Origin of the sequence: Haloechinothrix salitolerans (assembly GCF_042662605.1) — a bacterium.
GTDB lineage: Bacteria > Actinomycetota > Actinomycetes > Mycobacteriales > Pseudonocardiaceae > Haloechinothrix_A > Haloechinothrix_A salitolerans.
In genome coordinates, this window is the sequence record NZ_JBHSXX010000001.1 from 3,997,567 (window position 1) to 4,024,242 (window position 26,676).

General features: G+C 68.0%; 26 protein-coding genes. 10 read left to right on the forward strand and 16 right to left on the reverse strand.

Annotated elements, in window-relative coordinates:
* Positions 1-22: 22 nt before the first annotated feature.
* Positions 23-457: a DUF5990 family protein gene (locus ACFQGD_RS18960; RefSeq protein ID WP_345402832.1), complete on the forward strand. Its 435-nt coding sequence runs from the start codon at positions 23-25 to the stop codon at positions 455-457.
* Here the strand turns inward: ACFQGD_RS18960 and ACFQGD_RS18965 are convergent.
* Positions 454-1,668 carry a coiled-coil domain-containing protein gene (locus tag ACFQGD_RS18965; RefSeq protein ID WP_345402829.1) on the reverse strand — a complete coding sequence of 405 codons (1,215 nt, stop codon included), beginning with the start codon at positions 1,666-1,668 and terminating at the stop codon, positions 454-456. The genes ACFQGD_RS18960 and ACFQGD_RS18965 overlap by 4 nt on opposite strands.
* 94 nt (positions 1,669-1,762) lie before the next feature.
* On the opposite strand from ACFQGD_RS18965, the gene ACFQGD_RS18970 reads away from it, so the two are divergent.
* From ACFQGD_RS18970 to ACFQGD_RS18985, 4 genes are all read left to right on the forward strand, one after another.
* A complete protein-coding gene (locus ACFQGD_RS18970; protein ID WP_345402826.1) occupies positions 1,763-2,932 on the forward strand; it encodes a tyrosine-type recombinase/integrase in 1,170 nt (389 codons plus the stop codon).
* A gap of 88 nt (positions 2,933-3,020) precedes the next feature.
* Complete coding sequence (locus ACFQGD_RS18975; RefSeq protein ID WP_345402823.1) at positions 3,021-4,079, forward strand: NAD(P)H-dependent amine dehydrogenase family protein; 1,059 nt, start codon at positions 3,021-3,023, stop codon at positions 4,077-4,079.
* On the forward strand, positions 4,072-4,668 hold the full coding sequence (locus ACFQGD_RS18980) for a TetR family transcriptional regulator (RefSeq protein WP_345402821.1): 597 nt from the start codon (positions 4,072-4,074) through the stop codon (positions 4,666-4,668). Before ACFQGD_RS18975 ends, ACFQGD_RS18980 begins: the two co-directional genes overlap by 8 nt.
* Complete coding sequence (locus tag ACFQGD_RS18985; RefSeq protein ID WP_345402819.1) at positions 4,656-5,375, forward strand: hypothetical protein; 720 nt, start codon at positions 4,656-4,658, stop codon at positions 5,373-5,375. Before ACFQGD_RS18980 ends, ACFQGD_RS18985 begins: the two co-directional genes overlap by 13 nt.
* A 25-nt stretch (positions 5,376-5,400) precedes the next feature.
* Here the strand turns inward: ACFQGD_RS18985 and ACFQGD_RS18990 are convergent, their stop codons facing one another.
* The 12 genes from ACFQGD_RS18990 to ACFQGD_RS19045 form a co-directional block, all read right to left on the reverse strand.
* Positions 5,401-7,404 (reverse strand): M48 family metallopeptidase, encoded by a 2,004-nt coding sequence (locus ACFQGD_RS18990; protein WP_345402816.1) that lies wholly within the window; start codon positions 7,402-7,404, stop codon positions 5,401-5,403.
* 43 nt (positions 7,405-7,447) lie between these two features.
* The gene (locus ACFQGD_RS18995; RefSeq protein WP_345402813.1) at positions 7,448-8,050 is read right to left on the reverse strand and encodes a LemA family protein; all 603 of its coding nucleotides are present in this window, start codon (positions 8,048-8,050) and stop codon (positions 7,448-7,450) included.
* A gap of 124 nt (positions 8,051-8,174) precedes the next feature.
* Positions 8,175-8,861 (reverse strand): response regulator, encoded by a 687-nt coding sequence (locus ACFQGD_RS19000; RefSeq protein ID WP_345402811.1) that lies wholly within the window; start codon positions 8,859-8,861, stop codon positions 8,175-8,177.
* Positions 8,858-10,441 (reverse strand): sensor histidine kinase, encoded by a 1,584-nt coding sequence (locus ACFQGD_RS19005; protein ID WP_345402809.1) that lies wholly within the window; start codon positions 10,439-10,441, stop codon positions 8,858-8,860. The genes ACFQGD_RS19000 and ACFQGD_RS19005 overlap by 4 nt, the downstream gene beginning before the upstream one ends.
* Before the next feature lie 46 nt (positions 10,442-10,487).
* Positions 10,488-12,101 (reverse strand): SLC13 family permease, encoded by a 1,614-nt coding sequence (locus tag ACFQGD_RS19010; RefSeq protein WP_345402807.1) that lies wholly within the window; start codon positions 12,099-12,101, stop codon positions 10,488-10,490.
* Between the two features lie 123 nt (positions 12,102-12,224).
* Positions 12,225-12,644 carry a metal-sulfur cluster assembly factor gene (locus ACFQGD_RS19015; protein ID WP_345402805.1) on the reverse strand — a complete coding sequence of 140 codons (420 nt, stop codon included), beginning with the start codon at positions 12,642-12,644 and terminating at the stop codon, positions 12,225-12,227.
* Complete coding sequence (sufU, locus tag ACFQGD_RS19020) at positions 12,641-13,105, reverse strand: Fe-S cluster assembly sulfur transfer protein SufU (RefSeq protein ID WP_345402803.1); 465 nt, start codon at positions 13,103-13,105, stop codon at positions 12,641-12,643. Before sufU ends, ACFQGD_RS19015 begins: the two co-directional genes overlap by 4 nt.
* Positions 13,106-13,108: 3 nt before the next feature.
* A complete protein-coding gene (locus tag ACFQGD_RS19025) occupies positions 13,109-14,494 on the reverse strand; it encodes a cysteine desulfurase (protein WP_390183387.1) in 1,386 nt (461 codons plus the stop codon).
* Positions 14,495-14,570: 76 nt separating this feature from the next.
* Entirely contained in the window at positions 14,571-15,341 is a 771-nt protein-coding gene (sufC, locus tag ACFQGD_RS19030) for a Fe-S cluster assembly ATPase SufC (RefSeq protein WP_345402802.1), read from the reverse strand.
* A gap of 35 nt (positions 15,342-15,376) precedes the next feature.
* Positions 15,377-16,567, reverse strand: coding sequence for a Fe-S cluster assembly protein SufD (gene sufD / locus ACFQGD_RS19035; RefSeq protein ID WP_345402799.1), 1,191 nt, complete (start codon positions 16,565-16,567; stop codon positions 15,377-15,379).
* Positions 16,564-18,030: a Fe-S cluster assembly protein SufB gene (gene sufB, locus ACFQGD_RS19040; protein ID WP_345402796.1), complete on the reverse strand. Its 1,467-nt coding sequence runs from the start codon at positions 18,028-18,030 to the stop codon at positions 16,564-16,566. The genes sufD and sufB overlap by 4 nt, the downstream gene beginning before the upstream one ends.
* Complete coding sequence (locus tag ACFQGD_RS19045) at positions 18,027-18,842, reverse strand: helix-turn-helix transcriptional regulator (RefSeq protein WP_390183388.1); 816 nt, start codon at positions 18,840-18,842, stop codon at positions 18,027-18,029. The genes sufB and ACFQGD_RS19045 overlap by 4 nt, the downstream gene beginning before the upstream one ends.
* 135 nt (positions 18,843-18,977) lie before the next feature.
* Here ACFQGD_RS19045 and mptB point away from each other — a divergent pair, with 135 nt between their 5' ends.
* The 4 genes from mptB to ACFQGD_RS19065 all read left to right on the forward strand — a co-directional run bounded on the left by mptB (position 18,978) and on the right by ACFQGD_RS19065 (position 23,573).
* A complete protein-coding gene (gene mptB, locus ACFQGD_RS19050; protein WP_390183389.1) occupies positions 18,978-20,651 on the forward strand; it encodes a polyprenol phosphomannose-dependent alpha 1,6 mannosyltransferase MptB in 1,674 nt (557 codons plus the stop codon).
* Positions 20,644-21,603, forward strand: coding sequence for an ABC transporter ATP-binding protein (locus ACFQGD_RS19055; protein ID WP_345402793.1), 960 nt, complete (start codon positions 20,644-20,646; stop codon positions 21,601-21,603). The genes mptB and ACFQGD_RS19055 overlap by 8 nt, the downstream gene beginning before the upstream one ends.
* On the forward strand, positions 21,600-22,406 hold the full coding sequence (locus ACFQGD_RS19060; protein ID WP_345402790.1) for an ABC transporter permease: 807 nt from the start codon (positions 21,600-21,602) through the stop codon (positions 22,404-22,406). The genes ACFQGD_RS19055 and ACFQGD_RS19060 overlap by 4 nt, the downstream gene beginning before the upstream one ends.
* Positions 22,407-22,568: 162 nt before the next feature.
* The gene (locus tag ACFQGD_RS19065) at positions 22,569-23,573 is read left to right on the forward strand and encodes a COX15/CtaA family protein (RefSeq protein ID WP_345402787.1); all 1,005 of its coding nucleotides are present in this window, start codon (positions 22,569-22,571) and stop codon (positions 23,571-23,573) included.
* 49 nt (positions 23,574-23,622) lie between these two features.
* Here the strand turns inward: ACFQGD_RS19065 and ACFQGD_RS19070 are convergent, their stop codons facing one another.
* Both ACFQGD_RS19070 and ACFQGD_RS19075 read right to left on the reverse strand, forming a co-directional pair.
* Positions 23,623-24,504, reverse strand: a complete 882-nt coding sequence (locus tag ACFQGD_RS19070; protein WP_345402784.1) for an ATP-grasp domain-containing protein — start codon at positions 24,502-24,504, stop codon at positions 23,623-23,625.
* Positions 24,497-24,814, reverse strand: a complete 318-nt coding sequence (locus ACFQGD_RS19075; RefSeq protein WP_345402781.1) for a hypothetical protein — start codon at positions 24,812-24,814, stop codon at positions 24,497-24,499. Before ACFQGD_RS19075 ends, ACFQGD_RS19070 begins: the two co-directional genes overlap by 8 nt.
* A gap of 169 nt (positions 24,815-24,983) precedes the next feature.
* On the opposite strand from ACFQGD_RS19075, the gene ACFQGD_RS19080 reads away from it, so the two are divergent.
* On the forward strand, positions 24,984-25,952 hold the full coding sequence (locus tag ACFQGD_RS19080; RefSeq protein ID WP_345402778.1) for a quinone oxidoreductase family protein: 969 nt from the start codon (positions 24,984-24,986) through the stop codon (positions 25,950-25,952).
* A 118-nt stretch (positions 25,953-26,070) separates the two neighbouring features.
* Here ACFQGD_RS19080 and ACFQGD_RS19085 read toward each other — a convergent pair whose 3' ends face one another.
* The gene (locus ACFQGD_RS19085) at positions 26,071-26,676 is read right to left on the reverse strand and encodes an FKBP-type peptidyl-prolyl cis-trans isomerase (protein ID WP_345402775.1); all 606 of its coding nucleotides are present in this window, start codon (positions 26,674-26,676) and stop codon (positions 26,071-26,073) included.

Consider the following 26,676-nt stretch of genomic DNA (forward strand, 5'->3'; position numbering starts at 1 on the left):
GCCGACATGGAAGCATGGCGCCATGCTGCTGGAAATTCGGGGACAACACTTTCCCGGCCGCTCCTGGCATATCGACGGTGAACCGTGCGACAACGTTCATGTCGGGGTCCAACTGGGACGTGAGCCGAGCGATCTCGTTCCCGGCGACTCCCCTGGCACGGTATGGACCGTCGAGATCGACGTCGTCCAGGGCGACGAGGGTATCGATTTCCGTGGCCCGGCGGTGCAGGGCCGCAGGCACGATCGGTTCGTCTACCTGACATGGGGCAACCTCAACACCGACGGCAGCTTCACGATGTTCCGCCGCGCCAAGCTCATGCTCGCCGATCTGAACCCTCTCGTTCACCCAACGCATTCCGAGCAACGAATCATCGCCACGGTCGACCTGACCGATGAGCGCGGCGGCCCACGCTGTGCTCGGCTTCGGCAGCCAGCATTGATCCTGGCCGCGGGTTAGCCTTCCGCTCGCTCCGTTGACACCGCAACGTTTTCCGGCTCCGCCGATTCGTGCGTGATGTCGTTCGGTGATCGCTGTGAGCCGAGCAGGGTGTCCACCCTGGCGTTAGCCTCGGCCAGTGCTGTGCGCAGTGATTCCACCGTGGCCTGCGCCGCCTCGGCTGTCTGTTCGGCGACACGGCGGGCGGCGTGCTCCTCCGCCAACCGGTTCAGGGCGTCGTCCCTGTCCGCCCGCTGCCGTCGCGCCTCCTCGACCAACTCTGCCGCCTGATCCTGGGTGCGCGCGACCTCCTTCCTGGCGTGCTCGGCCGCGTTCTCCGCGGCGGCTTGCTGCGCGCGGGCGGATGACAGCCGTTCCGACAACAGCGCCACTTCGGACCGCTGCTCCTCCAGCTCGGTGCGCGCCTCGTCCCGTTCCCGCCGGAGCGCCTCCCGTTCTTCGCGCAGAGCGTCCAGTTCCGCCCGCGCGGACCGCAGCGTCGCCGCGAGTTCGTCCCGCGCGTTCTCCGCGACGACTCTCGCGGCGTCGGCCGCACCTGCCGCGCGTTCGTGCTCGGCGACTTTCTCCCACGCCTGCTTCGTGACCGCCTCGGCCTCCGCCGTCGCGGTCACCGCCGCCTTCTCGGCTTTCTCGCGCGCCTGCCTGTCCTCCCGCGCCTGAACCAGTGCCGCGTTCCGCGCGCGGTCGCTCCGCTCGGCCCGCGCGACAGCGTCCTCTGCCTCGCTGCGTGCCGCCCCAGCCTCCTCCTCGGCCCTACGCACCTGCGCGATCGCGCCCTCCTCAGCAGCCGAGAACCGCTCCTGCAGCGCCGTAATCGCCTCAACCACTGGCGTTGTCACCGCGCTGAGCGACTCGCTCGCCTGCCGCAGGTCCGACAATGGGTCGATGACCGCCGCCGCCTGAGCCACCCGCCGCGCACGTGACGCCGCATCCGCGTGTGACTTGCAGCAGTACGACGATGGCCGACCACCCTTGCGTCGGCCGTGCTGATCTACCGGTCGCGGCGGCAACGGGTTGTCACAGCCATCCAGAGCGCAGAGCGCGGGCGGCTCGTCAGCCGTGTGCTCGATAGTTGTGCTCTCGTCGCCGCTGTCAACGCCATCTTCGCGGTCACCCACGTCATCGGTGGTTCCACCGTGCTCCACATCGCGCTCAGCGCCCGCCTCCGGCTCGTTTCCCTGCTCCGTGTCCAGATTTTCGCCCATCGTCATGCCTTCTAGTTTCGCGTACGCAATCGTGTTTTCGTATCGCGACACGCGATACTGCTAAATCTTTGCGTTATTTTACTTGGTGATAATGCCAGTTATGACCGAGCATTTGGAAGCAGGGGGCTCCCCCGGTCGCTCATTCGACCTCGCACGCGATACCAACCGCGTCCCGGACCTCTCCGCGAGCACGCGGACGGGGCTCCGGCACGCGATCACCGCCGCCGTGGAACTACTGCCGGCGCTACCGCCCGCCGATCCCCTCGACCGCTACGGCATCCGGCAGATCACCGTGCTGTGGCTGGAAACAGACAAAACCGAACACACTCGCCGGGCGTACTACGCCGATCTCGCGGCATGGCTGTCGTGGTGCGACCGCACCGGGCTCGATCCGCTGCAAGCACGACGAGCCGATGTCGATGCCTGGAAGAACGGGCTCACCGTCACCGGCAAGGACGGCGTGCCCCGGCCCGCGTCCGCGTCGACGATCTCCCGCACGCTCGCCGGAGTGTCCAGTTGGTACCGCTACCTACAGTCCAACGACGTCACCGAGCGCAACCCGGTCGCCGCGGTGTCGCGACCAAAGCGTGGCAGAACGTCACCGCTGCCCGCGTTAGACGGCTCGGCCGCCGCGCGGCTGCTCAACCACGTCGAGCAGCGCGCCGCACGCAACGACACCGAGGCGTCCTGGCGCGACGCGGCCGTTGTGGCGCTGCTGTTCTACACAGGCGTGCGCGTCTCGGCGATCACGACGGCGCGTATCGAGGACTTGGACACCGATGCGGGCCACACCATCCTGCGCTATCTCGCCAAGGGCGGGCACCGCGATCTAGTGCCGCTTGCCCCCGCGGCGCTGCACCCGCTCAGCAACTACCTGCGGCATCGTGCCGCTCGGCTTGGCGTCGGTGCGGACGGGCTCACCGGTCCGCTGCTGGCGACGTCACCACACCCGTACGACTCGGCCAAACCAGGTGGCAAGCCGTTGACGCAGCGCCACATCTGGCATCTGCTGCGGACCCAGGCGCAAGCGGCGGGCATCTCCGGTGCGGACTCGATCAGCCCGCACACCGCGCGGCGCACCACCGGCACGCTGCTGCTCGCCAACGACGTCCCCGTGCAGAAGGTGCAGGACCTGCTCGGCCACGCCGATATCCGCACCACCCGCGACCACTACGACGCGCACCGGCACAAGCTGGAGACGTCGCCGGTGCACGCACTGGCGCAGCTGCTCGGCGACGCCCGTCACCGGCAGGGCGACAGCGACGGATAGCACGAACCCGCCGCCCTAAGGTTGCGAGACCTCACCTCCTCGAGAGAGACTCTCTCATATTAAGAGTCTCTATCTTCGAGGAGAGTTCATGCTGCGGGTTGTCCAGTGGGCTACCGGCGGAGTCGGCAAGGCTGCGATCGAAGCCGTCCAGGCTCATCCCGAGCTGGAGCTGGTCGGTTGCTATGTCCACTCCAAGGCCAAGCGCGGCAAGGACGTCGGTGCCATCCTCGGCACGCAGCAGGTGGGTGTCACCGCATCCGACGACGTCGAGGACATCCTGGCGTTGGACGCGGACGTGGTGGTGTATGCCCCGCTAATCCCGAATGCGGATGAGGTGGCGCGCATCCTGCGATCCGGCAAGAACGTGGTCACCCCGGTCGGCTGGTTCTATCCGAGCGAACGTGATGCCGAACTGGCTCGGGCGTGCGTCGACGGCGGCGTCACGTTGCACGGCACCGGCATCAATCCCGGTGGGACGACCGATCTGCATCCGCTGGTGCTCTCGGCGATGTCGTCGAAGGTGACGTTCGTGCGGGCCGAGGAGTTCTCCGACATGCGCGGCTACGACGCCCCCGAGGTGCTGCGGGAGGTGATGGGCTTCGGCGGCACCCCCGAGCAGGCGCGCGATTCCCCGATGCTCGGTCTGCTGACCGGTGGGTTCAGCCAGTCGGTGCGGATGTGTCTGGACACGCTCGGATTCGCCGACGCCCCGATCCAGACCTCCCACGAGATCGCCGTGGCGACCGCGCCCATCGAGTCGCCGTTGGGGATCATCGAGCCGGGCCAGGTCGCGGGGCAGCGCTTCGGGTGGGAGGCGATGGTCGGCGATCAGCCGGTCGTCCGGATCGCCGTCAACTGGCTGATGGGAGAGCAGAACCTGGAGCCTGCCTGGGAGTTCGGCCCCGAGGGGGAACGCTACGAGATCGAGATCAAGGGAGACCCCGACACCTTCGTGACCATTCGGGGTTGGCAGCCCGCGACCATCGCGGAAGGGCTGAAACGCAATCCCGGCATCGTGGCGACCGCGAACCACTGCGTCAACTCGATCCCGTACGTCTGCGCGGCCGCACCCGGGATCAAGTCCAGCCTGGACCTGCCCGTCGTCGCCGGGCGCGCACATCCAGACCTGGAGGCCGCACGTGGCTGAATCGTTGCGGGACCGGCAGAAGGCACTGATCCGTCAAGACATTCAACGGGCGGCGTTGCGACTGTTCGCCGAGCGCGGTTTCGACGCGGTGACCACCGAGGAAATCGCGGCGGCCGCGGGTATCGGGCACAGCACCTACTTCCGGTATGTGACCAGCAAAGAAGACCTGCTGTTGGGCACGCTTCGCCGCGCCGGCGCGGTCATCGTCGACAACCTGCGGGCACGGCCTCGCGGCGAGTCGGCCGAAGAAGCGCTGTGCCAGGCGAGCCTGCGGTGGAGCCGAGCATTCATCGCCGAGGAGGAGGCGCTGGAAAACTGGCGCGCCGCGGTTCGGGCAGCACCGCATGTACTCGACCGAGCCGCGATGATCGGCCCGTTCGAGCGCGCGCAACTGACCAAGCTCCTCGGCGACCGGATGGGCGCGCGACCCGACGAGGACCTCGGGCCCGGCCTTCTTGTCCACACGATGCTCGCCGCCGCCGAGTTCGCCTTCCTGCGCTGGCTCGAAGACGACGATCCCCGTGGCCCCACCTTGCATCAACTCACCGAACAAGCTCTAGAAGGAGCCCGAACCCAATGTTGGAAGTAACCGAGTCCACGGCGACACCCCCTGTACGCGGCGCCGGTATTCTTCGTGTCTGGATGGTGGTCGCCGCGTTCGTCGTGGTCGGCGCGGCGGTACCCATCGCCTCGCATATCGCGCGATATGGCCCGAACGTCGGGCAGCTCATCCTGGTGACGTTCACCTGGATCAACGTGATGATCGCACTGTGGGAGATCTCGCTGAATCTACGCATCTCCCTGATCGAGCGCCAGCACAAGCGGTTCGTCGCGGACTACCGCGGACGCGAACTCGACCGGGTGATCGACTTCTTCACCGCCCCCATCCGACTCCGCGAGATCGTGCGGCCCAGTACCTGGGCGCAGGTCTGGTCGTCGTACTCGCTGTTCGATCCTGCCTATGCCAACCGGAAGTCGTTCGGGTTCTGGGTCGACTCCGGCAACGGGTACGTAACGCTGATCCCGTCGCTACTGTTCATCTACGGCCTCACCTTCGACATCATGCCGGCGCGCACGTTGGGGATCATGGGCCTGGTCATCTTCTGGATGATGTTCTACGGCACGGTCCTCTATTACGTGGCCTACTTCTTCAACAAGGAACACGTCGGGCACACCAAACGCGACCTCGCGATCTTCATCGGCGGGACCAACAGCCTGTGGATCTTCGCACCGGCATGGGGCGTGGTCGCCAGCATCATCCTGATCAACACCGATTCTTACGGGTTCCTTCGATAAGTACGCACCCCACCCCACAGCCCCGTTACGGCTGGCCGGAAACAGGCCCTGTCGGCCGCGCCGCCGTCGCGATCGGCGGCAATGGCGCGTGGAGCAGCGCGCAGACGGTGCGCAGGAGTTCCAGCTCGGCCACCGTCATCACGCCGTCGTGGCTGATGACCAGCACCAGGCCTTCGACAAGGCGGGCCTTTTCCTGGCCGTGCACCCCGTCGAGCAGCGCCCACCCCGCGTCCAGCGCGATGAGACCTTCGCGTGGCACCGCGAATGGAATCGACGCTCCGGGCAGTACCCGGCCCATGCCCGCGTCGTAGGCCGCCTGCCCAGCGGCAGGATCGTCGCTGCCGATGCGAGCGAAGAGCGCGAACAGCCGCGCCACTGCGTGCGCGGTGGTCTTGTCACCAAGCCGCTGCCTGCGCTCGCCCCACGGCGGGCGATGATGCAGCACCTCGTAGAGCTCGGTGTGTAGCAACGTCGAGAGGCAGTACTCGAAGACGTCGACCCGACCATCGGCGCGCACCAGCTCCCCAACCGTGGTCATGACCTGGTTCAGTTCCCGCGGATCGCGCCTGCGCAGCGCGGAGAATGCCAGCTCAGCCAGCGGCAGCCGCAGTTCCGGGTCGAGCCCACGCAGCGTCGCGGCCTCGGCGGCGACGGCGTCCGCGAACGCCTCCCCGTAGCGGCTGGTCAATGCGGCCTGCTGGTGCTGCCGTGCCTCGTCGTCGCTCGCGATGAGCAGGCCGTACACCAGCTGCACGACCGTGTCGACACGGCGTGCCCTGTCCCGCAGCTCGGCGGGAATCCGACGCAGCAGCTGCTGGCCCTGTTCGTACGACCCGGACGACGGATCACCGATCCCGGCGACCACGCCCTCCGGGTTGACGGGAACGCGTTGCGGCGTGGGCGGCACGGCGTCCGGTGCCCGTTCCGACGGCGTGGGTGGCGGTGGCGCGGCCGGTGCCTCACGCGTCGCCCCAGACGGAGCAGCCATCCCGTCCTCGGTTAGCCCGAGAGCGGCGTCCTCGGCCATGCCGTTCGGCGGCCGTGACGACCAACGCTGCCGCAGCGCCTGCAACTCGTCAGGGTCGAAGCTCGGGTCGAGCTGCTGGATACGTTTCGGCAGCGGCGGGTGGGTGGCGAACAACGACGAGAACCGCATGCCTTCACCGAACAACATGTGGCTGACGTCGTCGGCTTTGCCGCTTCGTAGCCGCGACCCGGCATCCAGCCCGCCGATCTTCTTCAGCGCGCCAGCGATACCTTCGGTCTGCCGGGTGAACTGCACGGCGGACGCGTCCGCCAAGTACTCCCGCTGCCGTGACACCGCCGCCTTGATCAATCGGCCGCAGAACAGCCCGATGTAGCCAGCGATGATCGCGAACAGGCCGATCACGACGATCGGCAATCCATTCCGACCGCGACCGGCGTACAACGCGATCCGACCGACGACGGCGAGCGCGAGGATGCCGAACAGCACTCCCATCAGCCGGATGTTGAGCCGCATGTCACCGTTGACGACGTGGCTGAACTCGTGCGCGATGACGCCTTGTAGCTCGTCACGGTTCAACCGTTCCAGCGTCCCGCGTGTCACGGCGACGGCGGCGTCAGCCGGGGACCAGCCCGCCGCGAACGCGTTAATGCCCTGTTCGTGTGGCAGCACGTACAGCTCCGGCACCGGGGTGCCGGACGCGATCGCGATCTCCTCGACGACGTTGCGCAGCCGACGCAGTTGCGGGTCCATGGTGTCCTCCGGGACGTACACCCCGCCGAGCGATCGTGCGACCTTGCCGCCACCGCCGTTGCGCAGGCTCAGCATCCGGAAGAACGATGTCCCCACGATCACCAGCAACACCAGCAGCGTGATCCAGATCAGCGCGTTGATCGCGTTGCCCACACCCTGCTCGTACAGGCCGAGCAGGAAGAACGCGGCGGCGTCGATGACGACGATGATGCCGACGACGGCGATGACGAACAGGAACACCAGGCGCGCCGACACCTTGCGCACCTGGTCCTGGCGCTCGAAGAAATTCATGGCCTCGGGTCCGGCTGTCGGGCAACGGTCTTAGCGGAGCGGATCAGAAGGACACCTCCGGCGCCTGCCGCATCTCCGGCCGATCCACCTCGAGCAGCGCCGCTTCGGAGAACCCGAACATGCCAGCGAAGATGTTCGACGGGAAAACCTCGCGCTTGTTGTTGTAGGCCATAACGGAGTCGTTGTACGCCTGCCGTGCGAACGCGACTCGGTTCTCGGTGGACGTCAGCTCCTCAGAGAGCTGCATCATGTTCTGGTTAGCCTTGAGGTCCGGGTAGCTCTCCTGCAGCGCGAACAGCCTGCCCAACGTCTGGGTGAGCGCGTTCTCCTGCTGACCCAGCTGGTTCATCGCTTCCGGGTCGCCAGGATTCTGCCGCGCCGTCTCCTGCGCGTTGACCGCCCCGGACCGCGCCGAGATGACCGCGTCGAGGGTCTCCCGCTCGTGCTTCATATAGCCTTTGGCGGTCTCGACCAAGTTAGGGATCAGGTCGTGCCGCCTAGTCAGCTGGACGTCGATCTGCGCGAAGGCGTTCTTGTAGGCGTTGCGGCGTTTGACCAGTCCGTTGTAGGCCGAGATCGCGACGAACACGAGGATCACCACGAGCAGGACGATCACCCCGAGAATGATCCATCCAACGACACCCACGAGCGTCCCTCCTCACCAATGATGGCTCCGGCCCCATTCGGACCGATTCCCGTGCGGCCAGCATACTCACCGTCACGGTCAACGGGTCCAAAACCGCCGAATCAGCGATTCCGGATTCGTCGAGTCATCGGCCGTCCGCGTCCCGCCAGCGGTAGACGTGCTCGGGCCTGCCGGTCGTGCCGTAGCGTGGCGCGCGCTCTACGAGGCCGCGATCGGTCAGATGCTCCAGGTAGCGCCTGCCGGTCACCCGCGCCATGCCCAGGAGTTCCGCCAGTTCGGCGGCCGTCAGCCCGTGCCCGGAGTCGCGCAGCGCGTCGACCACCGTGGTCAGCGTGTCGTCGCTCAGTCCCTTCGGCACCGGCCCGCCCGCACTCCCCCGCAACGCGCCGAGCGCACGGTCGACGTCGTGCTGCGCCGTACCGTCACCCTCCCCGGTGAGTTGGGCGCGGTAGTCGGCGTAGCGCCGCAGCTTGTCCTTGAACGCCGCGAACGAGAACGGCTTCAGCAGGTACTGCACCACGCCGTACGCGACGACGGACCGCACCACCCGCAGGTCACGCGCCGACGTGATCGCGATGATGTCGACCAGGTGGCCGCGCGCCCGCAGTCCCCGGCACACCTCCAGCCCGCTCATGTCGGGCAGGTAGATGTCGAGCAGCACCAGGTCGACGTCGTGGGTGGCGAGGAAGTCCCACGTCTCGACGCCGCGATACACGATGCCGACGCACTCGAAACCGGACACGCGCGCCACGAACTCGGCGTGTCCCGCGGCGATGTCCGGGTCGTCCTCGACCACCAGCGTGCGAATCACCGTGCACCTCCGTCCCGTGGCGGCAGTTCGACGTCGAACGTCGTCCCGTTATCGCTGGTCACGTCGACGCTGCCGCCGTAGCGGGTGATGATCTGCTTGACCAGCGCCAGCCCAAGACCCCGGCCGTGCGGTGCGCCTTCGGGCTTGGTGGAGAAGCCCCGGGTGAACATCTCCTCGACCCGCGCGGCGTCCACTCCGGTGCCGGTGTCAGTGACGGTGAGCCAGAGGCCGCCGTCGACCGACCGCGCGGTCACGGTCACTCGACGGGGTGGTGGCGCGGCCAAGGCGGCATCGATCGCGTTGTCGATGAGGTTGCCGACGAGCGTGACCAGGTCGCGCGAGTCGATCGCGACGTCACCCACGTCGGTGTCGTCGGTGATGGCCAGCTCCACGCCCTTCTCGTGCGCCTGCGCGGACTTGCCGAGCAACACCGCCGCCAGCGTAGGCTCCGCGACGGCGCCGACGACCTGGTCGGCAAGCTGCTGCGCGGACGCCAGCTCGACCGTGGCGAGCTCGACCGCCCGTTCCGGCTGTCCGAGCTCGATCAACGTCACCACCGTGTGCAGCCGGTTCGCGGACTCGTGCGCCTGCGCGCGAAGCGCTTCCGCGAACCCGCGCGCCGAGTCCAACTCGCCGCTCAGTTCCTCCAGTTCGGTGTGATCGCGCAACGTCGTCACCGTGCCCAGTCGTCTGCCATCCTTCTCCGCGCGTTCCTCGTTCACCACAAGCACCCGATCGCGGTATACGATCAGCTCGTCGGACACCTGCGCTTGCTCGGTCAGCATCGAGCCGAGCGGCTCGTCGAGCGCCAGCTCAGCGACAGTCTTGCCTTCAGCGTCGGTAGGCAGGTCCAGCAGGCGGCGGGCTTCGTCGTTGGCCAGCGCGAGCTTGCCGTCCAGGTCCACGATCAGCAGGCCCTCGGCCACCGCGTGCAACACCGCGTCGTGTTGTTCGTAGATGCGGGTGATCTCGGCGGGCCCGAGGCCGAGCGTCTGGCGGCTCAGGCGTCTGCTGATGAACAGCGACCCGAGCGCGGCGAGCCCGAGGGCGCCGCTGGAAACGGCCAGCAGGACCGGCACCCGTTGCAGCAACTCTTTGCCGATCTCGCGTTGCAGGATGCCGATCGACAGCAGGCCGATGACCTCGCCGTCTTCGGTGATCGGCACGACGGCGCGCACCGAAGGGCCGAGGGTGCCTTCATACGTCTCGGTGACGGTGCCGCCCGCGAGCGACGGGGCAACGGTGCCGATGAACCGCTGGCCGATGCGTTCCGGCACGGGATGCGAGTACCGGGTCCGGTCAGGCGCCATGAACACCACGAAGTCGGTGTCCGTCGCGGTGCGCACCGACTCGGCGAGGGGTTGCAGCACCGCGGACGGGTCCGGCTCGGTCATCGCCTCCCGCACAGCGGGCACGCGGGCGAGCCCGGCGGCGAGTGTCATGACCCGCCGCCCGGCTCCGACCTCGCTGGCCCGGCGCGCGTCGAGGAAGGCCAGCAGCGCCCCGGTGCCGACCAGGAACACGATGACCGCGAGCTGAAGCACGAACAACTGTCGCGCCAGACTCATCCGCACTCGCATGTCAGCAGTGTTCCAGGTCACGCCGGGGCGCTCGTGGTCAGCGCGGTCAGAGCGTGATGCCCAATGCCCAGCCGCCGAGCGCCATCGCGGCTCCGGTGATCAGCACGACGCCGACGACGTTCAGCCAGACACCGCCGCGCACCATCTGGCCCATGGTCACGTAGCCGGAGCCGAACACGATCGCGTTCGGCGGGGTGCCGACGGGCAGCATGAAGCTGCACGTCGCCGCGAACGCGGCGGGCACGAGAACCAGCAGCGGGTCGATGCCCATGCCGACCGCGACGCCACCCAGAACGGGCAGGAACGTCGCCGCCGTCGCGGTGTTGCTGGTCAGCTCGGTCAGCAGGAGGATCACCAGGCACACGGCCGCGACCATCACGACGGTTGGCAGGACGTCGAAGCCGCCGACCTTGCTGCCGATGTACTCGCTGAGCTTGGTCTCCTGCACGGCCGCGGCAAGGCTCAGGCCGCCGCCGAACAGCAGCAGCACGCCCCACGGGATGCCGGACTGCGCGGTGCGCCAGTCCATCGCCATGACGGCCCTGCCCTTGCTGGACGAGACCGGCAACAGGAACAGCGCGATGGCGGCGGTGATCGCGACGATGGCGTCGTCGAGGTTCGCCACGAACGGCAGCGCCGACGTCAGCGCGTCCCACTCGGCCAGCGGCTCGCGAAACACCCACAGCAGCGCGGTGGAGACGAAGACAGCGAGGACCGTCCATTCTCCGCGCGACATCCGGCCGAGTTTGTCCAGTTCGGACTGGATGACGTCCTTGCCGCCGACGACGTCGGTCAGCTTCGTCGGGTAGATGACACGGGTCAGCAGCAGCCACGCGATGACAAGGAACGTCGCGGACAGCGGCACGCCGATCTTCATCCAGTCGGCGAACCCGATTGTCACGCCGTCGTACGACGTTTCGACGAACCCGGCGAGGATGAGGTTGGGGGGACTGCCGATCAGCGTCGCGAGCCCGCCGATGGTGGCGGCGAACGCGATCGCCAGCATCATGCAGGTGGCGAAGTTCTTCGTGTCCTTGTCCCCGAACATCTCGGAGACGGGACCTGAGCCGCCGTCGGCGTCCGCGTCCTGGGTCGCCTTTCGGGTGGCGACCAGCGCGAGCACGCTGATGCCGATCGGCAGCATCATCATGGTGGTCGCGGTGTTACTGACCCACATGGACAGAAAGGCCGTCGCGATCATCACGCCGAGGATGAGCTGTTTCGGCTTCGTGCCGACCGCCCGCATCACGACCAGCGCGATCCGTTTGTGCAAGTTCCACTTCTGCATCGCCAGTGCGATCACGAACCCGCCGAGGAACAGAAACACCGTGTCGGACGCGTACGGCGCGGTCGCCGCGTCGAGTTCCAGTACGCCCGCCAGCGGGAACGCGACCAACGGCACCAGCGACGTCACGGCGAGCGGCAGCGCCTCGGTCATCCACCACACCGCCATCACGATCGTGATAGCGGCGGTGGCGCGGGCGGCGCTCGACAGCGCGTCGTCCTCCGGGAGCAGGAAATACACCGCGAGCCCGAGCGCGGGGCCAAGCACCCGGCCGAACCACATCCGACCCGGGGACAGGTAGCTTTCATCCGCGCCGGGACGTTGGCCCGCTGAAGCCTCCGCCCCGTCCCGCGCTCGTTCGAGCGTCGCCGTCATCTGAAACCTCCGCAACGTCGTTGTCATCAAACGCTGACGAAGGTGACACGCATCACGAGCGTCGTCGCGGTTTCGTGCTTAACGGTCTCCAGATGTGCGGTGTACTCAGGTGGCCTGGGTGGGTCAGACCGTGAAGCCGAGGGCGCGCAGCTGCTCGCGGCCGTCCTCGGTGATCTTCTCCGGTCCCCAGGGCGGCATCCAGACCCAGTTGATCGTGTAGTCGTCCACGACACCGGCGTTGCCGACCAGCACCGACCGGGTCTGGTCCTCGATGACATCGGTCAGCGGACACGCCGCCGAGGTCAGTGTCATGTCGATAGTGGCGTTGTTGTCCTCGTCGACCCGGATGTCGTAGACGAGCCCCAGGTCGACAACGTTGATGCCGAGCTCGGGGTCGACGACGTCGCGCATGGCTTCCTCGACGTCCTCGACGGTCGCCACACCCCCGCCGGCAGTGGTTTCGGCCTGCTCCGGCAGGTCGGCGGCGGTACGCCCGGCACGCGGATCGGTCTGTTGCGGCGTCTCAGTCTGGTTCTCTGTCACTGCACTTCAACTCCCTGTGCGGCTTCCGCCGCTCCGGCACTGGCCAGTGCGGCCTTCAACGCCATCCACCCGAGTAACGCGCACTTCACCCGGGCAGGGTACTTCGCGACACCGGCGAACGCGATGCCGTCGTCCAGCACGTCCTCGTCCGGCTCGACCGTGCCGCGTCCCTGCATCAGCTCGACGAACGCGTTCATCGTGGTCATCGCCTGCTTGACGGTGTTGCCCACGACGAGATCGTTGAGCACCGACGCCGACGCCTGGCTGATCGAGCAGCCCTGGCCGTCATAGGAGACGTCGGTGATCGTGTCGCCGTCGACGTGCACCCGCAGCGTGATCTCATCACCGCAGGTCGGGTTGACCTGGAACGACTCGCCGTCGAACGGCTCGCGCAGACCACGGCCGTGCGGGTTCTTGTAGTGGTCCAGGATGATGTCCTGGTACATGCTTTCCAACTGCATGGGTTATGCCTGACCGCCTGCCTGTCCGTCCTCGGCGACACCGAAGAACCGCCGCGCCTCACGCACGCCAGCGACGAGCGCGTCCACGTCGCTTGGCTGGTTGTACAGATAGAACGACGCGCGCACGGTCGCGGGAATTCCCAGCGCCCGGTGCAGCGGCCACGCGCAGTGGTGACCGACACGCACCGCGATGCCGAGGCTGTCCAGGACCTGGCCGACGTCGTGCGGGTGCACCCCGTCGACCACGAACGACACCGCGCCGCCACGGTCGTGGACGTCGCCGTCCGCCTCGATGCCTGGCCCGATGATGCGAACACCCTCGATGGCGCTGAGCCCGGCGACCGCGGCCCTGGTCAGCTCGTGCTCGTGCTTGGCGATGTTGTCCATGCCGATGCTGTTCAGGTAGTCGATGGCGGCACCGAGCCCCACTGCCTGCGAGGTCATCGGCACGCCAGCCTCGAACCGCTGCGGGGGCGGCGCGAAGGTGGACGCCTCCATCTTCACCAGCTCGATCATCGACCCGCCGGTCAGGAACGGCGGCATGGCCTCAAGCAGCTCACGCCTGCCGTAAAGGATGCCGATGCCGGACGGTCCGAGCATCTTGTGCCCGGAGAACACGGCGAAGTCCACGTCGAGTTCGTGGAAGTTCACCGGACCGTGTGGCACCGACTGGCAGGCGTCCAGCACCGTCAGCGCGCCGACCTCGCGTGCCTTCGCGACGATCTGGCGCACCGGGTTGATGGTGCCCAGCACGTTCGACTGGTGAGTGAACGCCACCACCTTGGTGCGCTCGGTGATCAGCTCATCGATGTTGGAGAGATCAAGCCTGCCGGCTGTGTCTCCCTGACCGACGCCGAACCACCGCAACGTCGCCCCGGTGCGCTGGCACAACTGCTGCCACGGCACCAGGTTCGCGTGGTGTTCCATCTCGGTGATGACGATCTCGTCGCCCTCACCGAGCGTGAAGCGCTCCATCTCAGGGCCCGCCGTGGCGGCGTTGCTCATCGCATACGCCACCAGGTTCACACCTTCGGTGGCGTTCTTGGTGAACACGACCTCGCCGACATCAACGCCGACGAACGCCGCGATCTTGGCGCGCGCGTCCTCGTAGGCGTCGGTGGCTTCCTCGGCGAGCTGGTGCGCGCCGCGGTGGACGGCGGCATTCGCCGTCTCCAGAAACTTGCGTTCCGCGTCAAGCACCTGGCGGGGCCGCTGCGACGTCGCCCCGGAATCCAGGTACACCAGCGGTTTCTCGTCGCGCACGGTGCGGGTCAGGATCGCGAAGTCGGCGCGCAGCGCGGCCACGTCGAGCGGCACATTGGCCGGGGTGGTCGCGGTCGAGCCTCGCCCCACGCTGTCCGTCTCACCCGGCGTCATGCTCGTGGTCATGCGCTGCCTCCTCTCGGGTGCGGGTCGTGAGTGGTAAGCGGGGTTTCTAACCCGGATCCGCACTCACGACGGGTCGTCAGATACGCGCCGGTTCCGGCTTCCCGATGTACTTGACGTAGCCGTTCTCCTCGAGCTCGTCGGCGAGACCCTTGCCGCCGGACTCAACGATCTTGCCGTCCGCGAACACGTGCACCACATCCGGGTGGATGTGCTTGAGGATGCGGGTGTAGTGGGTGATCAGCATGACGCCGATCTCGGTGGACTGCGTCACCTCGTTCACCGCCTGCGAGACGACCCGCAGCGCGTCGACGTCGAGGCCGGAGTCGGTCTCGTCGAGCACGGCGAACTTCGGCTTCAGCAGCGCCAGCTGCAGAATCTCGTGACGCTTCTTCTCACCGCCGGAGAAGCCCTCGTTGACGCTGCGGTCGGCGAACTCGCCGGAGATCTCCAGCTTCGCCATCTCGTCCTTGACTTCCTTCACCCAGTGGCGCAGCTTCGGCGCGTCACCACGCACCGCGGTCGCGGCCGTGCGCAGGAAGTTCGACATCGACACGCCCGGCACCTCGACCGGGTACTGCATGGCGAGGAACAGTCCGGCGCGGGCGCGCTCGTCCACGCTCATCTCCAGCACATTCTCCCCGTCGAGCAGCACCTCGCCGCCGGTGACCTCATACTTGGGGTGCCCGGCGATGGCGTACGACAGGGTGGACTTGCCCGAGCCGTTCGGGCCCATGATCGCGTGGATCTCGCCCGACTTCACGGTGAGGTTGACGCCCTTGAGGATTTCCTTGGCGCCCTCGTCGGTGGTGACGCTGGCGCGCAGGTCCTTGATTTCCAGAGTCGACATGGTTCTGTTCAGTTCCTTGTATTCGTGGTGGTGGCTCAGGCAGTGCTGGTAGCGGTCTCTTCGGTCTCGACGGCTTCGAGTTCGGCCTCGATCGCCGCCTCGAGCCGCTCGCGGACCTCGGGCACGTCGATCTTCATCAGGATCTCGTGGAAGAACCCGCGCACGACGAGCCTGCGCGCCTGGTCCTCGGCGATGCCGCGCGACTGCAGGTAGAACAGCTGCTCGTCGTCGAACCGGCCGGTGGCGCTGGCGTGGCCAGCACCCTCGATCTCGCCGGTCTCGATCTCGAGGTTCGGCACCGAGTCGGCGCGCGCGCCCTCGGTGAGCACCAGGTTGCGGTTCAGCTCGTAGGTCTCTGTCGCCTCGGCGGCGGCACGGATCAGCACGTCACCGATCCACACCGAGTGCGCGCCATTGCCCTGCAGCGCGCCCTTGTACATCACGTTGGACCGGCAGTGCGGCACGGCGTGGTCGACGAACAGCCGGTGCTCCTGGTGCTGGCCCGCGTCGGCGAAGTACAGTCCCAGCATCTCGACGTCCCCACCCGCCTCGGCGAACCGCGCGGTCGGCGAGACGCGCACCAGGTCACCGCCCAGGGTGACCACGGTGTGCTTGAGCGTGGCGTCCTTGCCGAGCGAGAGGTGCTGCTCGGAGACGTGTACCGCGTCGTCGGCCCAGTCCTGCACCGACACCACGGTCAGCTTCGCGCCCTCGCCGACGACGAACTCCACGTTGTCGGCGTAGGTACCGGAACCGACGTGGTCCAGCACGATCGACGCGTTGCTGAACGCTTCCACCCGTAGTTGCAGGTGACCATAGGCGGTCTTGCCCTCGCCGGGACCGGTGACGCGCACCAGGGTCGGCTTCTCCAGCTTGGTGTCGGCGGGCACGGTGACGACGGTGGCCTCGGTGAACGAGGAGTACGCCTGCGCGGCGACCCGGTCACTGGGCGCACCGGCGACGCCAAGACGCTCATCGCCTCGCCCGACGACCTCGACCTTGACGTCGGACACCGCGTCGACGTCGACGGTCACGCTGCCGTCGGCGACGGCGGTGCCGTTGTGCAGGCCGCGCAGCCGCTTCAGCGGCGTGAAGCGCCAGTTTTCCTCGCGGCCACCCGGCACCTCGAACGCCTCGACGTCGTAACCGGTGAACCGCTCGCCACGGGAGGCCGCCGGAATGACGGCCTCCGCGGCAGTAGCGACGTTGTTGTCAGCCACCGTCACCCGACGGCTCCTTCCATCTGCAGTTCGATCAGTCGGTTGAGTTCGAGCGCGTACTCCATCGGCAGCTCACGCGCGATCGGCTCGACGAAGCCACGCACGATCATCGCCATGGCCTCTTCCTCCGACAGGCCGCGGCTCATCAGGTAGAACAGCTGGTCCTCGCTGACCTTCGACACCGTGGCCTCGTGGCCCATCGACACGTCGTCGTTACGGATGTCGACGTACGGGTATGTGTCCGACCGGGACACGGTGTCGACCAGCAGCGCGTCACACACCACATTGGACTTCGAGTGATGCGCCCGCTTCGCGACCTTGACCAGACCCCGATACGAGGTGCGGCCACCGCTGCGCGCCACCGACTTCGACACGATCGACGACGAGGTGTGCGGCGCGAGGTGCTCCATCTTGGCACCGGCGTCCTGGTGCTGACCCTCACCGGCGAACGCGACCGACAGGACCTCGCCCCTGGCGTGCTCACCGGTCAGAAACACCGACGGGTACTTCATGGTGACCTTGGAGCCGATGTTGCCGTCGATCCACTCCATGGTCGCGCCCTCTTCGGCACGCGCCCGCTTCGTGACCAGGTTGTAGACGTTGTTCGACCAGTTCTGGATCGTCGTATAGCGGCAGCGGGCGCCCTTCTTCACGATGATCTCGACGACGGCCGAGTGCAGCGAGTCCGACTGGTAGATCGGCGCGGTGCAGCCCTCGACGTAGTGCACGTAAGCGTCCTCGTCGACGATGATCAGCGTCCGCTCGAACTGGCCCATGTTCTCGGTGTTGATCCGGAAGTAGGCCTGCAGCGGGATGTCGACGTGCACGCCCTTCGGCACGTAGATGAACGAGCCACCCGACCACACCGAGGTGTTCAGCGCGGAGAACTTGTTGTCACCGGCGGGGATGACCGAGCCGAAGTGCTCGCGGAAGAGCTCAGGGTGGTCACGCAGCGCGGTGTCGGTGTCGAGGAACAGCACGCCCTGCTCCTCGAGGTCCTCACGGATCTTGTGGTAGACGACCTCGGACTCGTACTGCGCGGCGACACCGGCGATCAGGCGCTGCTTCTCCGCCTCGGGGATGCCGAGCCTGTCGTAGGTGGTCCTGATGTCCTCCGGCAGGTCGTCCCAGCTCTGGGCCTGCTTCTCGGTGGACCGCACGAAGTACTTGATGTTGTCGAAGTCGATGCCCGACAGGTCGGCGCCCCAGGTCGGCATCGGCTTGCGCTCGAACAGCTTCAGGCCCTTCAGGCGCTGCTCGAGCATCCACTCGGGCTCGTCCTTCTTCGAGGAGATGTCTCGAACGATCTCCTCGTTGATCCCGCGTGTCGCACTCGCGCCCGCGTCGTCGCTATCGGCCCAGCCGTACTCGTACTTACCGAGCGAGGCAATGGTCTCTTCCTGGGAGAGCTGTTCCCCAGGCTTGGTCTGCACCGTGGTGGGGGTGCGCTGCTCTGCAGCGGCAGTCATGCGGGCATCCCTTTCTTCGCGGATCCTGCTCTTGCGTCCCTCGGAGGATTCTGCACATCCGTGGGTACGTGTGTGGTGCACGCGGCGTCGCCCCGTGCGATGGTCGCCAGCCGCTGCACATGGGTGCCGAGCAGCTCGGCGAACGCCGCCGTCTCGGCCTCGCACAGCTGCGGGAACTCGGCGGCGACGTGCGCGACCGGACAGTGATGCTGGCACAATTGTGCGCTCGCACCGCCGACCGACTCGCGCTGCTGCCCCGTTCCCGGGGCGACTCGCTGAGTCGACGCAGCGTAGCCTTCCCTCGTCAACGCGGCGGCGAGGGCCTCAGCCCGCGCCTGCGGGTCCGAGACCCGCATGATCGCCTCGCGGTGCGGGCCGACGAGGGAGGCGACCCGATGCTCGGCGAACGCGCGGATGGCGTCCTTACCGCCGTGCTCTGCCAGGAACCGGATAGCGGCGACGGCGAGGTCGTCATAGGCATGGCCAAAGCGCGCCCTACCCGCGTCGGTCAGTAGGAACGACTTCGCTGGCCGCCCCCTTCCCCTGCGGACCCTACTCGGCGCGTCCCGCGTCTCCGCCTCGCCGTCGGCGAGCAGCGCGTCGAGATGCCTGCGCACCGCCGTCGGGCTGATACCGAGCTGGTCGGCGACCGACGCCGCGGTGATCGGGCCCTGCTCCAGCAGCAGCCGGGCGACCTCGTGCCGCGTCCGGCCCTCATGTCCAGTATGTGCGGGCGCACCAACAAGCGGCAGGTCGCGGCCGCGTGCGCCGCCTCCTGTCGCCACCGTGTCGGTGCTCCCGGTCTTTTTCACAACACAAGTGTGTCTTATTTACGGGCCGCCCGCAAAGACCACCCCCTGCGAGGTGAGTGGGCTCACTCTGCTATTAGGCCCGCCGTAGCATTCCGGTGCCGACGGCGAACGCCGTTCTCGATAGTCTGTCGTGCTGTGGCGGTCAGTGAGCGAGAACGACAGGCTGGGAGCACCGAGCTCAGCCTGCCCTGGCTCGACGACGACGGTCCCGCCCCGTTGAACACCACCGAGCTGCGTGCGCTGACCACTGTCCGCAGGCTCGGCACCTTCGGCGCGCTCTTTCTCGCCATCGGTTCGCTCGGCGCGGGCGCGGTGCCGGTGATCAACCCGGCACACGACATTCCGGTACTGAGCCTGTTCACCCGGGTGACCACGGTATCGCTGGCGATCGCCATCGCGGGGATGTTGCTGATGGTTATCGCGTGGCTGCTCTTCGGCCGCTACGCCAGACCTGGCCGGGCGCGGATGGCCACCACGGCACAAACCATCCGCACCGTCGTGATGTGGCTGACGCCCCTGGTCATCATCCCGCCGCTGTTCTCCCGCGACGTCTACAGCTACCTCGCGCAAAGCGAGATCGTGCATCGCGGCCTCGACCCCTACTCGCTCGGTCCCGCCCAGGCGCTCGGCGTGGGTGACCCGCTGACCATGGGCGTGTCCAACGTATGGCGCGATACACCCGCGCCATACGGGCCGCTGTTCCTCGAGCTCGGCAGCTGGATGTCCGGGATCAGCGGCAACCACATCGTGCTCGGCGTGATGTTGCAACGCGCCATCGCGCTGATCGGGGTGGCGTTGATCATCTGGTCACTGCCCCGGCTGGCGAAGCGGTTCGGTGTGGAGCCGACGACGGCGCTGTGGCTCGGCGGCCTCAACCCACTGCTGATCTTTCATCTCGTCGCGGGAGTGCACAACGAGGCACTCGGGATCGGCCTGATGATGGCCGGGTTGGAGCTTGGGCTGCGCAGGCTGCCGATACGGGTGAAGGGCGACTCCACACCGCCGCTGGCACCAGGCGAGCTGCGCTACATCGCGCTCGGCGCGGTAGTGATGACGCTCGCCGCCGCTGTCAAGATCAACGCGGCGCTAGCGCTGGGTTTCTTCGGGGTGATGATCGCCCGCCGCTGGTATGGCGGGCTCCGCGACCTTGCCCGCGCGGCAGCGGGGCTGACCGTCATCTTCGTCACGGTGATGATCGGGGTCGCCGTCGGCACCGGACTCGGGTTCGGCTGGATCGGCGCGCTCGGCACACCCGGTATGGCCCGCACGCTGATCTCGCCCGCGACGTTGCTCGGTTACCTCACCGGCGGCATCGGCATCGCGTTCGACCTCGGCGTGCACACCCACGCCATCATGGACATCTTGAGCCTGCTCGGGCTCGCCATCGCCGCGGTGATCACGGTGCATCTGCTGTGGCGCAGCTTCCACTGGCAACTCCGGCCGATGATCGGTCTCGGCGTGGCGATGGCCGTGGTCATGGGACTGCACGTTGCGCTGCACCCGTGGTGGATGTTGTGGGCGGTGATCCCCCTGGCGGCCGCGGCGGGCACATCACGCTTCCGAGTCGCGGCCACCATCGGCAGCGCCATCCTCGCCGTGGTCGTCACACCCACCGGCAGCCCGTTCGACGGCAGGAGTTTCGTGCTGCCCCAGGCGTACCTCGCCGCCATCGTCGTCACGGCCGTCGCCCTGCTCGTGGTGCGCCGTACCGTGCCGTTGTTCGTCCGCGCGCCGATCCCGCCCGGCCCGCAGCGGGAACCGGCCTCAGCTATCACGGCAGGAAGTTCTACCCTTGACAGTTGTGAGTGAGTCCCCCCAGCGCGCCGATGGCGACAGCCGTGAGCCCGCGCTCGATCTTGTGGGACTGACCAAGCGGTTCGGCGCCACCACCGCCGTCAACGGCATCGACCTGCGCATGCCGCGCGGGCAACTGCTGGCGCTGCTCGGCCCGAACGGCGCGGGCAAGACGACCACGATCGAGCTGTGCGAGGGGTTCCTGCGGCCCGACGCGGGCACCGTGCGCGTGCTCGGCCTCGACCCCATCGCCTCCGGTGCGGCGCTGCGCCCGATGATCGGTGTGATGCCGCAGGGCGGCGGCGCCTACCCCGGCATCGGCTGTGCCGAGATGCTGCGGCTGGTCGCCAGTTGCGGCGCGAACCCGCTCGACGTCGACTGGCTGCTCGACGTCCTCGGCCTCAGTACCTGTGGACGCACGCCATTCAAGCGACTATCCGGTGGCCAGCAACAGCGGCTCTCGCTCGCCTGCGCCATCGTGAACCGGCCGGAGTTGGTGTTCCTCGACGAACCGACGTCGGGCATGGACCCGCAGGCGCGGCGGCTGGTGTGGGAACTACTGGCCGCACTGCGCGCGGACGGCGTGAGCGTCCTGCTCACCACCCACCTGATGGAAGAGGCCGAGACCCTTGCCGATCACGTCGTGATCATCGACCACGGCGAGATCGTCGCCTCCGGCTCGCCAACGGCACTCACCAACGGCGACCCGGAGAACACCCAAGTCCGCTTCCGCGCACGGGCTGGACTCGACACGAGACTGCTGGCGGCGGCGCTGCCGGAAGGCTACGCGGTGCGCGAGACGTCGCCAGGCAGTTACCGCGTCGACGGCAGCGTCGACCCGCAGGTGATCTCGGCGGTGACGGCGTGGTGCGCGCAGCAAGGCGTGCTCGCCGAGCACCTCCAGGTGGGCAAGCGCGACCTGGAGGATGTCTTCCTCGAGCTGACCGGACGGGAGCTGCGCACATGACATCCCCGCGCTTCGCCCCAGGCACCTTCGCCCCCGCACCGGGGCGCGGCAGCGTCGCGCGGATGCTGTTCAGCCACGCGCGAGTCGAGACACTACTCACGCTGCGCCACGGCGAACAGATCCTGCTCACGCTCCTGATTCCGTTGGCGCTGCTGGTTGGCCTCACGCTGCTCGACGTCCTGCCGATGGGTGACCTGCTCGCGGCCGACGGGTCGCGGGTCGCCAAGGTGGACTGGATCACGCCACGCATCCTCGCGCTCGCCGTGATGTCCTCGGCGTTCACCGGGCAAGCGATCGCGCTGGGTTTCGATCGCCGCTACGGCGTACTCAAGCGGCTCTCCGCCACGGCGCTCCCCCGCTGGACGCTCGTGACCGGCCGGATCGTCGCGGCGCTCGTGGTCATGGCCGCACAGGTGATCGTGCTCGGCGGGGTCGCGGCACTGCTGGGCTGGCAGCCGGAGTTGTCCGGGGTGCTGATGGCGGTGCTGCTGCTGGTCGTCGGCACGGTGTGTTTCGGCGCGCTCGGTGTGCTGCTCGGTGGCGCGCTGCGTGCGGAGATCGTGCTGGCGCTGGCCAACATCGTGTGGTTTGTGCTGCTTCTCGCGGGCGGCATCCTGCTCGCGCCCGCCGCGTTGCCGGACACCCTGGCGGTGGTGGTGCGGCTGTTGCCGTCCGGCGCACTGGCCGAGGGGCTGCGCGCGGCACTGGTTGATGGCGCTGCGGCCTGGACCGAGCTGGGCGTGCTCGCCGCGTGGGGCGTGGCCGCGGGCGCGCTGGCGACACGCACGACGAAGCTGTCGTAGGGCGGGAGCGCCCGCTCTCCTCGCGAAGGTGAGTCGTTGTGGTCGTCGTCGCGACCACAACGACTCACCTTCGGCCTGGCGACCGCAGGATCAGCGTGGTCTCGACCACGGTTCGCCACCCCACACCGCACGGCGTCAGCGCGCTCGACCTACGATCGTGAAGTGCGTTTCGCCCGCGTCCGTTCGTGGACCAACTCGCTGATCGCTCGCCTGCCGCGGCCATCCGCCGCCACGCAGCAGGCGCTCGGCCTCGCCGCGGTGGCCACGCAGGCCGGCATCGGCGTCACTGGCTCCGTGGTTCGCGTGACCGGCTCCGGGCTCGGATGCTCGACCTGGCCGCAGTGCCACGACGGCTCGATGTTCCCCGTCGAGCACACCGAGTACGAGACGCTCAACCAGTGGATCGAGTTCGGTAACCGACTGCTCACCGGCGTCGTCGGGGTCGTCGCGATCGCGTGCGTGTTGGCGGCGTGGCGGCTGCACCTGGAATCACGCGGACGTCCCCGGCTGGTGAAGTACGCGCTCGCCGTGCTCGGCGGTACCGGTTTCCAGGGGGTGCTCGGCGGCATCACCGTGCGAATGGAACTGCTGTGGTGGACGGTCGCGCTGCATTTCCTGGCTTCGGCCGTGTTGGTCTGGATCGCGGTGATGCTGCTGCACGCTTTCCGTGAGGGCGAGTCCGCACCCCGCTGGCTGGTTCCTGACATCGGACGTCGCCTGCTAGTCGCGCTCGTCGCTGCGCTCGCCGTCGTGCTGACGGCGGGCACATTCGTCACCGGTGCGGGACCGCACGGCGGTGATCCGGAGACGCCTCGGCTCGACGTCTCGATCGCGTTGCTGACCAAGATCCACGGTGGCGCGTTGGTGGTGTTCCTCAGCGTGCTGGTGCTGCTCGGATTGACGTCGCTGCACGCGGCTGGCTCTCGCCGCTTCACGCGCCGCTACGCCCTGCTGTGGGCGGCGGCGCTGGCGCAGGGCGCGCTCGGCTCGGTGCAGTACGAGTTGGGTGTCCCGGAGTCACTGGTGTCGCTGCACGTGCTCGGCTCGGCGTTGGTCGTCATCACCACAGCCGCGCTGTGGTGCTCCGCCCGCGACCGCGGCGCACCGCCGCCGTCGACGCTCGCGGCGTCGTCGCCCGAGGCCGCTGCCGCGCCAACGCGAAGTTGATCAGCCTCGCTCCTTCACCGCACCAAGCCCAGCGGGCACGCCATGCGCTTCAGCCGTCCAGCAGCTCCCGCACCGCCTCAGCCATCCGGATCGCGGCGGCGTCACCGGCCAGGGACAGCCCCAGCGACGGCTCCGTCAGCTCGAGTTCCAGCAGCATCGGCGCGCCGTCCACGCCTCGGACGACGTCGATCCGCGCGTACAGCAGGTCGTCACGCCGCAGCGACAGCACTGACGTCGCGGTGTCCATCGCCTGCTCGGCGAAGGCGAGCACGTCCTCCGCGGGCTGCTCGGCGTGGACTTTCTCCGCGACGAAGAGCCCCGAGTCGTCCATACCGGCCCCGGACAGCATCGGGCCTTTGACGAACGCATGCGAGTAGCGGCCGGCGATGAACACGCACGCCGTCTCGCCGTGCGCGTCGACGTCGGCCTGGTATGGCTGAACCAGGGCAGTATGGCCGTCAGCGTGCAGCTCGGCCAGGTGCTCGCACGCGCCGTCGACGTCGTCAGCGGCGAATCGTCGCGCGCCGCGCGAGCCAGCGCCCACCGACGGCTTGACCACGAACTCCCCAGCAGGCCACTCCGGCAGGCGACCTGGCGGGACGACCTCGGTTGGCACGGTCGCCAGCCTCGCGGCGGACAGTTCGGCCAGGTACGCCTTGTCGGTGTTCCACCGAGCCACCGACGCAGGATTCCGCAGCATCGGCACGGCCTCACACCATTGGAGGAACTCGTCGCGGCGTCCGGCGTAGTCCCACGTGGCGCGCAGGATCACAAGGTCAGCGTCGGAGATCGGCGCGCTGGGGTCGTCCCACACGATCCACTCGGCCTTGCAGCCCGCCTCGGCGAGCGCGGGCAGCAGGACGTCCTCGTCACCGTCGCCGCGTGGCAAGTCAGCACACCCGGCGAGCAGCACCCGTTTCGGCTCAGCCACGTAGTAGCGAGGGGCCCATTCGGCGCCGGTGCGCCGGTCCGATGGTGGTGGCGCCGACCGTGTCGGAGTCCCATTCGGACTTCTCCAGGTCATCGACGGCATCGATGAGCGCGGTACCGGTCTCGACCGACGGCACGAGGACATCGCCGATCGCACCGTCGTCGCCGACGAGCACCACGCGCGCACCTGACCGGCCGATCGGCTCCACGACGGCGCGCACCGGGGTACCGTGCGCCTTGGCGAACGCGCGGGCGCTCGCCACCTGCTGTCGGGTCGCTGTCGCTGTGGGGGTGGTCTTCTCCTCGCTCACAGCGGCAGTGTAGATCGGACGACGCACCAGCGGGTGCGTCCAGCGCCGTGGCACTTGTCATACCAAGGAAGCCGATCGTGCGCCGACCCACCCGGCGAGCTTTCGGTTGGATTGGTATCTACTGACACAGTAGTGGACTCACTCACACCGACGAACGGAGGAACGAGCCATGCCCAAGGCGATCGTGGTCGGCAAGACCGGCGGCCCGGACGTGCTGGAGTACACCGACGTCAGCGTGGCGGAACCGGGTGAGGGTGAGCTGCTCGTCGACGTCGTCGCGGCCGGTGTGAACTTCATCGACACGTACCAGCGCAGCGGGCTATACCCGAGGAACCTGCCGTTCATCGCCGGGGTCGAGGGGGCGGGCACGGTCGCGGCGGTCGGTCGTGGCGTGTCCGGGGTCCGGGTTGGTGACCGGGTGGCCTGGGCGATGACACCTGGCAGCTACGCGGAGCAGGCGGTGATTCCCGCGTCGTCGGCGGTGCCGGTTCCGGACGAGGCGGACATCGAGCTGGCCGCCGCCGTGCTGCTGCAGGGGCTAACCGCACACTACCTGGTCACGTCGGTGTATCCGGTCCGCCAAGGCGACGTCATTCTTGTCCACGCGGCGGCCGGTGGTGTCGGGCTGTTGCTGACGCAGTTGGTGCGCTCGCGCGGCGGCAGGGTGATCGCCACCGCTTCGACGCGGGAGAAGGCCGAACTCGCGAAAGGCGCTGGCGCGGAGACCGTGCTCGGCTACGACGACTTCGCCCCGCAGGTGCGCGAGATCACGGCCGGTGAGGGTGTCGCCGCCGTCTACGACGGGGTTGGCAAGACGACGTTCGACGGCAGTCTTGACTCCCTGCGGGTACGTGGCACGCTCGCGCTGTTCGGTGCGTCGAGCGGGCCGGTGCCGCCGGTGGATCCGCAACGGCTGAACTCGGCGGGCTCGGTGTTTCTGACCCGGCCGAACCTGGCGAACTTCATCGCTACCCGCGACGAGCTGGAGTGGCGTGCCGGGGAGTTGTTCGACGCGCTCAGCTCAGGTGACCTGACCGTCCACATCGGCGGGAAGTACTCGCTGGCCGAGGCGCGTCAGGCACACACTGACCTGGAAGCCAGGAAGACGACGGGCAAGCTGCTCCTGCGGTGCTCGTAGCTACCAACTCGACCGGCAGCGAGTGAACGTGTGGGAAAGCCGGGATCGCACGCACACTCGCTGCCGGCCTGCTTGGTATGCGTGACCGCGCCGAGGATGCGGCCACGGTAGCCGAGCCTCAGCTGATGGCCTGTACCTCGATGACCAGCGCCAGGGTCTCGTCCTGGGCGTAGTCGAGCTCCTGAGTGCCGGTGGTCGCCGCCGCGCCCTGCTTGGGCGGGATGACGACGAGCGCGCGGCCCTCGGCCTTCATGCCGACCAGCGCCTTGTCCCAGCCGGGGATGACCTCACCGGCGCCGACGGTGATCTGCTCGGGCGTGGTCTCGGTTGGCGATGTCCAGCTGGTGACTTCCTTGCCGCTGGTGACGCCGACGAGGACGTAGTTCACCGACACCGTGTCACCCTTGCTGACCTCGGGTCCAGAGCCAGGCTTGAGCGTGGTCTGCTGGAGCTTCGTCGGTGTCTCGCAGTGGTCGGGCACGACGATGCTCGGCTTGCGGTCGGAACCGCCCTCCACGGTGAAGTCCTCGATCGGGCACGCGTCGTCCGCGGCGTCGTGCTCCGGCGCCCGCGTGAGGCTCGCCGGCGCCGACAGCGACATCGGCACTTCCTGACCAGGGGGCATGTCGGAGGGCTCCTCCAGGGAGGGGGAGCACGCGGTGAGCGCGGCGGCGACGGCGGCCACGCACACACCCGATACGACGTTGTTGGCTCGAATCCGCAT